The sequence below is a fragment of the Pectobacterium hainanensis genome (assembly GCF_046237015.1).
In the GTDB taxonomy this organism is placed as follows: domain Bacteria; phylum Pseudomonadota; class Gammaproteobacteria; order Enterobacterales; family Enterobacteriaceae; genus JBJYIN01.
The window spans coordinates 197517-210860 of the sequence record NZ_JBJYIN010000003.1 but is presented as its reverse complement, the minus strand read 5'-3'; the positions used below and the strand labels follow the sequence as shown (position 1 = coordinate 210860).

The window sequence follows — 13344 nt, the reverse complement described above, 5'->3', positions numbered from 1 at the left end:
TGTATTGCAGGTGCTATTTTTATTCGTCTGCTTTGTTATCAATGGTTTTTTTATCAATGCTGCGTAGAAAAAATGCCCAAAATTGATCAAGTGGCTCAACAGAGCGAAAGAGTTTCGCTCGCATGACTGCACCTTCCCAACCGGACCAAAACGTTCGTGCTAACTGATGTGAAGGCGTGACCATCGTGATTTCACCACGAATCTGTGCTTCCTCAAGACAGCGTGCGACACGTGTTTCCCAGTCATATAAGACGGCTTTGAGTTTGTCTGGGAAGTCTTCCGGCAGCAGGGGAGATTCTTGTAGTAGGTTGCCAACCAGACAGCCGCGTTTGAAATCATATTTCGCCATACCTTGACCAGCATGCGTAACAAATGCCTGAAGGCGTTGCAAAGGATCTAACTGTTCGTCGAGTAAGAACTTGTCTAATTTATGGGCGAAGAAAGATCCATAAGCTGTGAGCACTGCCATGCCAAACGCCTGTTTACTCTTGAAATAGTGATAAAAAGAACCTTTCGGTACAGAAACATTTTTGATGATGGCATCAATACCCGCAGACAGATAGCCAGACTCTGTAATCACTTCAAGCCCTGAACGAATCAATGCTTCACGTGTATCGACGAACTCGCGTGTTGTTTTGGGAGGGCGACCACGACGGGGCTTCAACTCCGCTGATACCTCGTATGTCATTATTTAGACCGATCGTTTTTAAATTGGGTAAAGCCTACGCTTAAACACATCGGCAAGCAAGTTTGAAGGGGACGTATCAGGGGAATTTATGTCATTCGATCGTGAGGGGGAATGCTCAATAGGCCTGTCTTATAGATTCTCATTGAGTTTCCCCATTTGTTATCGGTTTTTTCGATCAGGGGGACTTCACTTTTTACCAAATGGACACGTCAGGTGATTTTGCGGCACAGGAATTTATTTTTAATGACGCCATCGAAAAAGCGACCTTTTGATACCACTGCTTCCGAAATGAATTTCCCATAAATACGTTCAGAAACATCAATGTATTGATAGATATCGTTATTATGAAATTCTATTTCGAGGATACGTTTCTTAGGATCATAGCCAATCGAACGAATCCTCGATGATGACACGGGTTGCCGCTGCAATGATTATCCCTCCTTTGCGTTGAATACTGAATGCACTATAAAGGATTTTAAGCACGCTGTGTTGCTGATGATCATGCTCATCAATTTAATGTATGGCGGTATTTAGGTTTGTATGTGGATAGTTTCAGCACGACAGAGCGCGAGATGCGCATGGGGTTGGCCAGTTGCGGAATGGGGACGTTTTGTTAATGGGTGATGGCTCATTGGTTTTACCATCACTCTGATGCATATTCAATTCGGTTTCGGCCATTTGCTTTCGCTTTATAAAGCGCATCATCTGCTGATTTAATCAGGTGCTCATAGTCCGGGTGCCCGTTGTAAACGGCAATACCGGCACTGATGGTGATGTTTATTGTTTCACCATTTTGGAGATGGATCTGGTGGTGTTGAATTTTCTTCCTGAGCCGATCAATCAGCGCATACGCTGCCGCTTTTGGCGTTTCCACCAATACCACCATAAATTCCTCGCCACCGTAGCGGAAAATATAATCGCTGTTTCGGGTATTTTCGTACAAAATTTCAGCGATGCTTTTCAGCACGGTATCACCCGTAGCGTGCCCATAGGTATCGTTGATGATTTTGAAATGATCAATATCGATCATGGTCACAGTGAGTTCTGAGTTAGCTTGGGTTGCCAGCGACGTTTCATGGCGCAGGATGGTTGGCAGAAAACGGCGATTCAGTAGCAGCGTCAGCGTGTCCTTACCGCTTTCCAGTTTCTGAATATCGTCAAATAATGACCCAAGTAGCGTTTTGATTTTATAGATTTTACTTCTTACCGATTTCAGCAGCGGTGAATAGTTGGCCGAAATTTGCGGTGCTGACGGGTCGTTATGATCCGTATTGTACTGATTGATGTAGTCGTCCGTTTCAACAATGAGGTCGCTAATAACCTTGATCCCTTGAGCATGGTTGAAACTGGATTTGCCTTTGTGGTTGAACCATAAGCCAAATTCTGAACCGCCTAATTCAGGAATACTGGTCAGGGGAGTACCGGTCGCAACATTGAAAATGAATGCATTCTCCCAATTTAGCAGCGCGGCGTTTTGGCGTTCTCTTTCCATGCCAGCGTTTTCCAGAATGGAATACAGTCGGTAGGACTCTTCGTTTTTGGCTGCCCGATCGTGTGACTGGGAATAGGTTCTGCTCATGATTTCTATCGCAATATCTATCGATATTGAAGCAAAACGCATCACTTCAAAGTACAGTGAAATATTGCCTCTCTTGGGTAATATCTCCTCGTAAAGCGTCCACTTTAAACGCCTTGCACCTCTTTCCACCAGTTCGACAGGAATGCCGATACGTGCGTGGACCTGCCCGATTTTTTTCTGATGTTCTACCAGTGCAGGCAGATCTTCTCCCTTATTGGACAAGATACTGGCAACCCAATGGCTCATTGAGCCGTGAAGTCGTTCATAAACCTGCTGTCGTGAAAGAAAGAAGGCGGCCTCGTTATCTTCTAGCATGTATGAGTAAAATGACTCAGCGAGACGGTTCGATTTCTCATCAGCCAGCTTTTTCAGCAAAGCAAAAGCGCCCGGTGATGTGATAACCAACAGTGCTTTCCACTCTGATACGATCACCTGATTGTAGGTTATTTCGTTGCTTTCTAGTTGAGTGTTCGATTCCAAAGGCTCGTTCAACGTTCAATCTCTTTTACGGGGACGCGTTATGCGTATTACTAAAATTAAAGGGAATCAGTTTAACGTAATTGTTCGCTTTAGGTTGGAAGAGTTTGCCTAATATGCCGTTATTGAGGTAAGTAAGTCAGGTGGTTTTATCTGAAAGTACTGATAGCGGCCTTTGGCGATGTTCGCCGTATTTATCCTTTGATAACGTCTTGCCTGGGGAAACATAATGAAAGTTAATGATTTGGTGACGGTGAAAACCGATGGAAACGTCAGGAGGGAGGGGGTTGTGCTGGCGATTGAGGTGTTTCAGGAAGGAACGATGTATTTGGTCTCTCTTAAGGATTATCCGGCAGGTATCTGGTTTTTTAATGAAATCGATAGTCATGATGGGACATTTGTTGAACCAATCGACTCAGATTAAGGAATAACAGTTAACGGATACTGACGTGCATGAGACACGTCAGTATCCGAACGTCGGGATAATATGAATTACCGGGTCTTAAAATGTCTCCCAGTTATTATTACCCGCTTTGCCGCCTCTGGCTGGAAGCGCCAGTGATGCTTTTGGTTTCGGCGCTGATGAGGTCGGCGACACTGGCGCATGTAATTGTGATGGTTGGTTGGATAACTTGAATGTTGCAACCGCTCGGGTTAATACCGCAGCCTGATCTTCCAGAGAGGCGGAGGCAGCGCTGGCTTCCTGAACTAATGCCGCATTCTGTTGTGTTACGCTGTCCATCTCGGCGATCGCTTGACCAACCTGAGAAATTCCTCTGCTTTGTTCATCGGAGGCGGAGGCGATTTCTCCCATAATATCCGTGACGTTGGTTACCGCATCCACAATTTCCCGCATGGTCTTACCCGCATTGTCAACCAATACTGAGCCACTATCGACCAGCCTGACAGACTCAGAGATCAGTGTTTCTATCTCTTTTGCTGCCTGAGCACTGCGCTGTGCTAAATTACGTACCTCTCCGGCGACAACTGCAAAACCTCGTCCCTGTTCACCCGCTCTGGCGGCTTCTACGGCGGCGTTCAGTGCCAAAATATTAGTTTGGAATGCAATGCTATTAATAACACTGGTAATTTCAGAAATCTTTTTGGAACTACCTGAAATGTTATTCATGGTATTTACAACGTTAGCGACAATATCACCACCTTGTTTGGCCTTGCCTGACGCATTGGCAGCCAGTTGGCTGGCATGGTGAGCGTTTTCTGAGTTTTGCTTCACGGTCGCTGTCAGTTGTTCCATGCTTGCTGCCGTTTGTTCCAGCGCGGCGGCCTGTTGCTCGGTACGCGAGGATAAATCAGCGTTGCCTGAAGTAATTTCGGTTGAGCCCTGATAAATAGAATCAGCGCTTTCTCTCACGGTTGTGACCGTCGTGACCAGCGAAGATTGCATCTGATGAACATTATGGCCTAATGTGCCAATTTCATTTCTGCCATAGGCGTCAGGAGACTGGGTGAGATCGCCTTGGGCAATGCGTTGAATTCGGCTGACTAAATCATTCATGGGTTTAATGAGCGCCCGCCGGAGGAGCATGAACGTCATCAGTGTTAAAACGAAAGCAAGCGCAAAACTACCGCCCATCAAAGAATATCCCAGCAAGGCATTGGCGTGCGCAGTGCTATTTAACTCTTTCGACCGTAGATTCCGATAGGCCACCGCGTCAAGCAACGGTTTATTGTAGGCTAAATCAAGTACGCGACTTTCTTCTGATTCAAGCGTAATGACTTCCTCAAATAAACCGGATTTGGCCGCGTTGATCATGGGGGTAATACCGTTATTGACGTAGTCATCGTAGGCTTTACGTAAGTCGGCATCTAATGCGGAGTCTTGCGCGGTTTTGACGGGGCGTTGCTCGTAAATAAGGAACGCTTGCTTCGACTGTTCCAGACGTTGCAGTGCTTGCTTCAGGTTGCCATTAAAAACATCAGAATCACCAATGCGTGCTGCCGCAGCGGCTTGAATCAGCAGTAAACGAGCGGTACGAAGGTGATTAGAGCTGTTTGATATCCCCATTCTGATATCAATTTCTTGTGTGACATCCGCTAGCGATTGATTACTACGTTGTAAAAAGTGACTGGATGTTCCTATGGATAAGGCGAACAGTAGCATGATCCCGCCTAGGATAATGACGAATAAAGGGACAAGCCGTAAGTCACTTAACAAGCCAGTTTTACCCTGATGCTCAGACCTTGAAATCATTTTCATATCTATTCGCTCATTTTGGGAGAAATAATTATACCCGCCATACTTCAAGCTGCGTGTGCGTCGGCTTTGTTCGTTACTTGGCTCATTGTCGCCTCCCTGCAACTCGAATTATTTAGGGTATATAATTGACCATACTACCAACCAGTGGTATTGGCGTTCCTGGGTTGACAATCACTATAAAAGGTGGGGGTATTCCCTAAATCGTCAATATAAAATACAATCGGCAAATCTTGATAAACCTTAATATGATTCGACGGGATCTTGATCACGTTTTCAACTTATTGGAAAAAAAGTAAGACAAAGTTGCCGGTAAATCATACAATTGGTACGGTTTGTCGCAAAGAAAATAAGAATGACTGATGCCAGGCTTTTTGAAAGCGTGCTGGTATTTTAATTTTTTGTCTTTCAAGGAAAATTATTTTGGAAAAGAATGCTCATTATTTTACCAATAAAAAAGTCGTTTTTTTTATAGCGACATTATGTTGTCTACTATGGGGGAGCGCATATCCGGCAATTAAAAATGGTTATGAGCTATTTTATATTGCAGATAATGATATTCCAGGGAAACTGGTGTTTGCTGGATATCGGTTTACCTTTGCAGGGTTGTTGCTATTGTTGCTGGCAGTGCTGAGTGGTCGTTCTATCGGGCGCTTTCAGTCAGGGCAGGTGATGCAATTAACCATTCTGGGAACGTTTCAGACCGCGCTACAGTATGTTTTTTTCTACATCGGATTAGCGTACACGACGGGCGTTAAGGGATCGATCATGAACGCGTCCAGTACGTTTTTTAGTGTTTTACTTGCCCATTATATTTATAAAAATGACAAGCTGAACGTTAATAAATCTATTGGTTGCCTACTAGGATTTATTGGCGTCTTAGTGGTTAATTTAAACCATGACATCATGGATTTTAATTTTACGTTACTCGGTGAAGGATTTGTCGTTATTGCTGCATTTATTTTATCTGCGGCGACAATTTATGGCAAAAGAATATCACAAACGATGGATCCGACGGTAATGACCGGATACCAATTAGCGATTGGCGGAATTATCCTGACTATTTCTGGTTATGGCAGCGGTGGTGGGTTGTCTATTGATAGTTGGAAAGCTGCGTTTATGCTGGGGTACCTGGTCCTATTATCATCGGTCGCGTTTTCATTATGGAGTCTGTTATTAAAATATAATCGGGTTGGTATGATAGCACCGTTTAATTTCCTCATTCCAGTTTCCGGTGCTGTACTTTCCGCTCTGTTCCTGGATGAAAGTATTTTTGAACTAAAATATTTATTAGCATTAGTTTTAGTTTGCTCAGGTATTGCGTTGGTTAATAAAGTTATCAAGAAAGGCGCGTAGTTTTATTCCCCGCCATGCTTCATATCGCAGCGGGCGTGGTGCTCAAATCTGCTCTTGGCGGGCTTGTCACCCAACTGAGTGAGTTCATCGGGATGAAGTGAGAGACATTCAGTCTCTCACTCAAAGCCAGTCGTTGGCTGGTCAATACTTACAATATTTCATTTATTAATAGCTTAATCTCAGGATTTCTCTGGCAACAGATTCATTAATATCCTGATGCTCACCCTGAGGAAGAATATTAAACTCATTCAGGCTGACTATCATTTCTTCAATGGCGTCTTCAGATAAACCATAATCTCTCATGTGTGTTTTTAAACCCATTAATTCGAAAAATTCCCGGGTCTTGTTAATTGCTTGTTGAATGCGCTGGTCAGCATTACCTTCGGTCAATTGCCAAACACGTTCTGCATATTGTAGCAATTTCTGGTGTTTCTTTTCTTTCTGAACATGGAGTAATGCTGGCAGAAGGACGGCCAATGTTTGTGCATGATCAAGTCCATATAACGCAGTTAATTGGTGTCCGATACGGTGTGTCGCCCAATCTTGGGGAACACCTGCGCCAATCAACCCATTTAATGCAAGAGTTGCACTCCATGTTATTGTGGCCCGAACATCATAATTTTGCGGATCGCTTAATGCTTTCGGGCCTTCTTCTATTAGTGTTAATAAAAGCCCTTCAGCAAATCGATCTTGTACTTTTCCGTAAACGGGATAGGTCAAATATTGTTCTATGACATGAACGAATGCATCAACAACACCGTTAGCGACTTGTCGCTCAGGTAATGTATATGATTTTTTGGGGTCGAGAACGGCGAACTTAGGAAACAATAACGGATGGTTATAACCTGCTTTTACGCCCAGTTCTGTATTGGAAACGACGGCGGTGGCGTTCATCTCAGAACCTGTTGCGGGTAGGGTCATCACGCATCCTAAAGGTAATGCTTTAGTGATTGGCCGTTTTTTGATCCAGGTATCCCAAGTATCGTGATGATAAACGGCGGCCGCGATAAACTTTGTTCCATCTACGACCGAACCACCACCGACAGCAAGCAGGAAATCAATATTCTTTTCTTTAGCGAGTTCGGCTGCTTTCATTAGTGTATCAACATGGGGATTGGCTTCGATTCCACCAAATTCAATATAATCACGTTTTCCCAATGCCGTTCTGACCTCGTCCAGCGTGCCGTACTTTTGTGCGCTATTTCCACCGTAAGTAATAAGAACTTTTGCATTCTCGGGAATATGTTGTGTGATATTGGCAATTTTCTCCTGTCCGAAGAGAATCCTTGTTGGGTTGTAGTATTCAAAGTTGTTCATGAGCGTATCTCCATGTTGTCTCTGGCGGGTAGAAAGTGGCTGGATACTACTTCAAAATGTGAGATAAGAAACGTTTTGGTTAAAAACATAAGTTTTAGGTAAGGAATATAGACGTAGCTATACTAGGACTATATGAGAGGTATTGAAAAAACATTTATCTATCATTTGGATAGCAAGCGAATTGTTTTTATTGCATGTTATTTTTAACTTTTTATGTAACGTTTAATACAGTTTTTTGAATTAAAAATGTGTATTTGAGTGCTCTTATTTAATACAAAATTACCTGTAAATTGCTCAAAAGTGTGATATACATCACACAATTACTAAAATCACCATCTGCTCGCGTTGTATGTGCTACGGATTAGGCGGTACAGTTGCTCTGTTTTAGGATTAATCCTATGCTTTGAGTAGGGTGATTTTTATGATGCATTCCGAAGCGTAAAGGACGAATGGACTCAAAGTAGAACGAGTGAAGTTGGCAGCAGTAAACCGCGTTATTGTCCTAATAAGAAATGCAAATGTAGTAACTAGTATCTGGCACTGATAGTTTTTTATGCCATCAATGGAGAGTGATTTTTGAACTGGGCGATATGGTCTATCACCTAACTTATGTTTTAAACATAGCCTGTCGGGATGGGAAATATGGGTACCTCTGAATTACTCAAACACATTTATGACATTAATCTGTCTTATTTGTTACTGGCACAACGTTTAATTAATGATGAAAAGGCCTCTGCGATGTTTCGCTTGGGCATTGATGAAACAATGGCCGATATGTTGATGCAATTGACTTTACCGCAGATGGTAAAATTAGCAGAAACTAATCAGCTGATATGTCATTTCCGTTTTAATGATCACAATACAATCAAACTCTTGACACAAGAATCGCGTGTGGATGATTTACAGCAGATCCATACAGGAATTTTGCTGTCGAGCCACTTATTACAACAGTTAACTTCGAAAGAAGAAAACTTGCCTAAGAAAAGGGCATAGTAATGGCGGAAAAAAGTATTGTTCAGGAAGCAAAAGACATTCAGTTAGCGATGGAGCTCATTTCTCTTGGAGCTCGCTTGCAGATGTTGGAAAGTGAAACACAGCTAAGCCGTGGACGTTTGATTAAGCTGTATAAAGAACTTAGAGGAAGTCCGCCGCCAAAGGGAATGTTACCATTTTCAACGGATTGGTTTATGACCTGGGAACAGAATATTCATTCATCAATGTTCTACAATGCATACAGCTTCTTGTTAAAGAGCGGTCAGTGTAGCGGCGTAGAAGCGGTGATTAAATCTTATCGCCTTTATTTAGAACAATGTTCACCACAAAGTGATTCGCCGCTGTTGGCGTTGACCCGAGCTTGGACGCTGGTTAGATTTGTTGATAGTGGAATGTTACAGCTTTCTGCATGTAATTGCTGTAACGGTATGTTTATCACCCATGCTCATCAGCCTAAAAACAGTTTTGTTTGTAGTCTGTGTCAACCACCCTCCAGAGCCGTAAAAAGGCGTAAACTTTCGCAAAATCTTGCCGATATAATACCTCAACTGCTGGATGAACAGGTAAAACACGCAGTCTGAGCCTGGTAGCGATTTGTGAATCTATCACTGTTTGTTATTAAGGACAGTGATAGATTTCTCCTCAAGTAATTCCTGGCGACATCCACTGCGTTTTTGTCTTATCTTCCGCCCACCTTTTTTATTATAAGGATTGCTTGTGCTGGTTATATTGGGTTATCTCGTCATTGTGGGCTCGATACTCGGCGGTTATCTCATGGTCGGTGGGGCCTTGGGTGCGCTCTATCAACCTTCTGAAGTGTTGATTATCGCGGGATCTGCGATTGGGGCCTTTATCGTTGGTAACAACGGTAAAGCGATCAAAGGGACTCTACGAGCCTTACCGTTATTAGTCAAAAAATCAAAATATAACAAAGCGTTGTACATGGATCTGATGGCGTTGATGTTTCGCCTGATGGCCAAATCCCGTCAGCAAGGGATGTTGTCTCTGGAATTTGATATTGATAACCCCCGCGAAAGTGAAATTTTCTCCAGTTATCCCAGTGTTCTGTCCGATACCATGCTCGTTGAGTTTATCACCGATTATTTGCGCTTGATGGTGAGTGGCAACATGAATGCGTTTGAAATTGAAACGCTGATGGATGAAGAGATTGAGACTGTTGAACACGAGAGTGAAGTGCCGGCAACGAGCCTGAACTTGGTAGGTGACGCGCTTCCAGCATTTGGTATTGTTGCGGCGGTAATGGGGGTTGTGCACTCGCTGGCTTATGTTGATCGCCCCGCTGCCGAGTTGGGGATGATGATTGCACATGCCATGGTGGGAACCTTCTTGGGTATTTTGCTGGCTTATGGCTTTGTTTCGCCATTGGCTTCGTTGCTTCGTCAGAAAAATGCAGAAAAAATAAAGATATTGCAGTGTGTCAAAGTGACATTGCTTTCCAGCCTGAACGGCTATGCCCCGCAGATCGCAGTTGAATTTGGCCGTAAAACATTGTATTCCACGGAACGTCCTTCCTTTACCGAACTGGAAGAACACATTCGCCGCGTGAAGGCTCCGGCTCAGCAGGCGTCGGACAGTGACGCATGAAACACCAGCATCCGATTATTCGCAAAAAGCGTAAATCTGGGCATGGCGCTCATCACGGCGGCTCTTGGAAAATTGCCTACGCTGACTTCATGACCGCGATGATGGCACTGTTTCTGGTCATGTGGCTGATCGCGATTTCCTCACCCGCACAACTTGTGCAAATTGCCGAATATTTTCGTACGCCGTTAAAAGTTGCTTTGACGTCAGGTTCAAAAGTCAGTGAGAGTTCAAGCCCAATTCCTGGTGGTGGGAATGATCCAACCCAGCAAGAAGGTGAGGTCAAAAGAACGATCAAAATGGATACGCCAGACGCTAAAATGGATGACATTCGGCTGAATAAACTGCGTGAAAGACTTGATCAACTTATCGAAGCTGACCCTCGACTGCGAGCCTTACGTCCACATCTGTTAATTGAAATGATTGATGAAGGGCTGCGTATTCAAATTATTGATAGCCAGAATCGACCGATGTTTAAGACGGGGAGTGCGCAGGTTGAGCCTTATATGCGGGATATTTTGCGTGCTATTGCGCCTATCCTGAATGATATTCCTAATAAATTGAGTATTTCCGGCCATACGGATGATGTTCAGTATGCGATGGGCGAGCGTGGCTATAGCAACTGGGAACTTTCTGCCGATCGCGCGAATTCGTCGCGTAGAGAATTGCTTGTTGGTGGATTGTCGGAAGGTAAAGTGCTTCGCGTCGTGGGTATGGCTGCGACAATGAAACTGAAACAGTCTGCTGCTGGTAGTGATGCGATCAATCGGCGTATCAGCTTGCTTGTACTGAATAAACAAGCTCAGACGAGTATTGAAAATGAAAACGCCGAGAGTTCTGCGGAGATGATCGATAAAGTCGAAAGTTTACAAAATATGGAGCTGGAAAATCCTAAACCTCCCACTCCGGCTGCCGAAAATAGTAATAATATGAGTGGGGGGGGTGAGATTCCACCACAACCCGTTAATGGAGTTCCTGCTCCAGAGCGTCAACAGCCGACTACTGCGTTGCCTGCTGCGCCGGATAGTCAGGCGACACCTTCCCAATAAGTCGCGATTCACAGTAGAGGTGACCACGTGAGCATGGATATGAGCGCTTTCTATCAAACATTCTTTGATGAAGCAGACGAATTATTGGCGGATATGGAACAGCATTTGCTGCTGTTAGATCCTCAGGCGCCAGATATGGAACAAATGAACGCCATCTTTCGGGCCGCTCATTCAATAAAAGGGGGCGCAGGGACGTTCGGTTTTACTGTATTACAGGAAACCACCCACCTTTTAGAAAATTTATTAGATGGTGCACGGCGCGGTGAAATGCGTCTCAGCACTGATATCATTAACCTGTTTCTGGAAACAAAAGACATCATGCAGGATCAGTTGGACGCTTATAAAACCGCACAGGAACCCAATGCCGAGAGCTTTGAGTATATCTGTCAGGCTCTGCGCCAACTGGCATTAGAGTCTCAGGCTGAAAGCAATGTGGCTCAGAGTCAGTCTGCCGTAGGAAATACAGCAAGTTCGGTATCCAATGCGCCAGCAACGGCGGCTGGAAACGGTGAGATGCGGATAGAGCTCACTGGCCTCAAACCCCAGGAAATCCCTCAGATGTTAGAGGAGTTGGGGAACCTGGGGACAGTGAAAGATCCTTATCAGACGGATACCAGTGTTGAGGTAACGCTGGTGACATCTGAAAGTGCTGATGATATCAGTGCTGTATTGTGTTTTGTGCTTGAACCTGAGCAAATCCATTTTCATCCTGCCACAGATAATGAACCCGTAGCGGAAGCCGTGTCTGAGGCAGAAACACCAGCACCAGTAGCAGAAGTCGTTCCTGTTGCAACACCATCAACGACACCTTCAGCCGCACCGAAAGCCCCCGCTCATGATGCGTCAAAAAATAGAACCAAAGCAGGGGATACGAGTATTCGTGTTGCGGTAGAGAAGGTGGATCAGCTAATTAACCTGGTTGGTGAGTTGGTTATTACTCAATCGATGTTGGCGCAGCGTTCAAGTGAGCTTGATCCCGTTGCTCATGGTGATTTATTGAATAGCATGGGGCAATTGGAGCGTAACGCCCGTGACTTGCAAGAGTCGGTCATGTCGATTCGTATGATGCCAATGGAATACGTATTCAGTCGTTTCCCGCGTTTGGTTCGGGATCTTGCTGCCAAATTGGATAAGCAAGTGGAGTTGACGCTGCAAGGAAGTTCGACGGAGCTGGATAAGAGCCTGATCGAACGTATTATTGACCCGCTTACGCACCTTGTCCGTAATAGCCTGGATCATGGTATCGAATCGCCTGAAAAACGTATTGCAGCGGGAAAATCAGCGGTGGGTAATTTAACCTTGTCAGCTGAGCATCAGGGCGGGAATATTTGCATTGAGGTCGTTGACGACGGTGCTGGTCTTAATCGTGAGCGAATTTTGGCGAAAGCCATTTCTCAAGGGCTTTCGGTTAGCGATAGCATGTCAGATGAAGAAATTGGCATGTTGATTTTTGCGCCAGGTTTTTCAACCGCGGAGAAAGTGACCGATGTTTCCGGCCGTGGCGTTGGTATGGATGTGGTAAAACGTAATATTCAGGAAATGGGTGGACATGTCGAGATTCATTTCCAGGCGGGCAAAGGAACCACTATTCGTATCTTATTACCTCTGACGTTGGCCATCCTTGATGGTATGTCGGTGAAAGTGAATAACGAGGTGTTTATCCTGCCGCTTAATGCGGTGATGGAGTCATTACAACCGCAGGCTGAAGATTTATACCCATTGGCGGGTGGTGAGCGTGTTCTGCAAGTTCGCGGAGAGTACCTCCCATTGGTTGAGCTGTATCATATTTTTGACGTGGATGGTGCTAAAACCGATGCGACTCAAGGGATCGTTGTGATTTTGCAAAGTGCGGGTCGACGTTATGCCTTATTAGTGGATCAATTGATTGGGCAGCATCAGGTCGTTGTTAAAAATTTGGAAAGTAATTATCGCAAGGTGCCAGGTGTTTCAGCCGCTACTATTTTGGGTGATGGTAGTGTTGCGCTGATTGTGGATGTTTCAGCGTTGCAGGCGCTTAATCGTGAGAAGCGTGTGGTTGAAACCGCTGCTTAATAACAAAACAGATAGT

The 13344-nt window shown here is 44.6% G+C and carries 12 protein-coding genes; 7 read left to right on the top strand and 5 right to left on the bottom strand.

Annotated features, from left to right (window positions below; translation table 11 throughout):
• Positions 1-19: 19 nt before the first annotated feature.
• The 3 genes from acuR to ACKPVM_RS04585 form a co-directional block, all read right to left on the bottom strand.
• Positions 20-688 (bottom strand): acrylate utilization transcriptional regulator AcuR, encoded by a 669-nt coding sequence (acuR, locus tag ACKPVM_RS04595; protein ID WP_409307286.1) that lies wholly within the window; start codon positions 686-688, stop codon positions 20-22.
• Between the two features lie 209 nt (positions 689-897).
• Positions 898-1116, bottom strand: a complete 219-nt coding sequence (locus ACKPVM_RS04590; RefSeq protein WP_409307284.1) for a KTSC domain-containing protein — start codon at positions 1114-1116, stop codon at positions 898-900.
• A gap of 215 nt (positions 1117-1331) precedes the next feature.
• Positions 1332-2759 carry a diguanylate cyclase gene (locus ACKPVM_RS04585; RefSeq protein WP_409307282.1) on the bottom strand — a complete coding sequence of 476 codons (1428 nt, stop codon included), beginning with the start codon at positions 2757-2759 and terminating at the stop codon, positions 1332-1334.
• 214 nt (positions 2760-2973) lie between these two features.
• On the opposite strand from ACKPVM_RS04585, the gene dsrB reads away from it, so the two are divergent.
• Positions 2974-3168, top strand: coding sequence for a protein DsrB (gene dsrB / locus ACKPVM_RS04580; RefSeq protein WP_409307281.1), 195 nt, complete (start codon positions 2974-2976; stop codon positions 3166-3168).
• 78 nt (positions 3169-3246) lie between these two features.
• On the opposite strand, the gene ACKPVM_RS04575 is transcribed toward dsrB, so the two are convergent.
• Entirely contained in the window at positions 3247-4962 is a 1716-nt protein-coding gene (locus ACKPVM_RS04575) for a methyl-accepting chemotaxis protein (RefSeq protein ID WP_409307279.1), read from the bottom strand.
• A gap of 420 nt (positions 4963-5382) precedes the next feature.
• Here ACKPVM_RS04575 and ACKPVM_RS04570 point away from each other — a divergent pair, with 420 nt between their 5' ends.
• The gene (locus ACKPVM_RS04570; protein WP_409307277.1) at positions 5383-6315 is read left to right on the top strand and encodes a DMT family transporter; all 933 of its coding nucleotides are present in this window, start codon (positions 5383-5385) and stop codon (positions 6313-6315) included.
• Between the two features lie 165 nt (positions 6316-6480).
• Here the strand turns inward: ACKPVM_RS04570 and ACKPVM_RS04565 are convergent, their stop codons facing one another.
• Positions 6481-7632 (bottom strand): iron-containing alcohol dehydrogenase, encoded by a 1152-nt coding sequence (locus tag ACKPVM_RS04565; protein ID WP_409307275.1) that lies wholly within the window; start codon positions 7630-7632, stop codon positions 6481-6483.
• Positions 7633-8274: 642 nt separating this feature from the next.
• Between ACKPVM_RS04565 and flhD the strand changes: the two genes are divergently transcribed.
• The 5 genes from flhD (at position 8275) to cheA (ending at position 13328) form a co-directional block, all read left to right on the top strand.
• Positions 8275-8625 carry a flagellar transcriptional regulator FlhD gene (gene flhD, locus ACKPVM_RS04560; protein ID WP_409307273.1) on the top strand — a complete coding sequence of 117 codons (351 nt, stop codon included), beginning with the start codon at positions 8275-8277 and terminating at the stop codon, positions 8623-8625.
• Positions 8626-8627: 2 nt separating this feature from the next.
• Positions 8628-9206 (top strand): flagellar transcriptional regulator FlhC, encoded by a 579-nt coding sequence (gene flhC, locus ACKPVM_RS04555; RefSeq protein ID WP_409307272.1) that lies wholly within the window; start codon positions 8628-8630, stop codon positions 9204-9206.
• A gap of 136 nt (positions 9207-9342) precedes the next feature.
• Positions 9343-10230, top strand: coding sequence for a flagellar motor stator protein MotA (motA, locus tag ACKPVM_RS04550; protein ID WP_409307270.1), 888 nt, complete (start codon positions 9343-9345; stop codon positions 10228-10230).
• Positions 10227-11276: a flagellar motor protein MotB gene (gene motB / locus ACKPVM_RS04545; RefSeq protein ID WP_409307268.1), complete on the top strand. Its 1050-nt coding sequence runs from the start codon at positions 10227-10229 to the stop codon at positions 11274-11276. Before motA ends, motB begins: the two co-directional genes overlap by 4 nt.
• 39 nt (positions 11277-11315) lie before the next feature.
• Positions 11316-13328: a chemotaxis protein CheA gene (cheA, locus tag ACKPVM_RS04540; protein WP_409307397.1), complete on the top strand. Its 2013-nt coding sequence runs from the start codon at positions 11316-11318 to the stop codon at positions 13326-13328.
• The last annotated feature ends 16 nt before the right edge of the window (positions 13329-13344 follow it).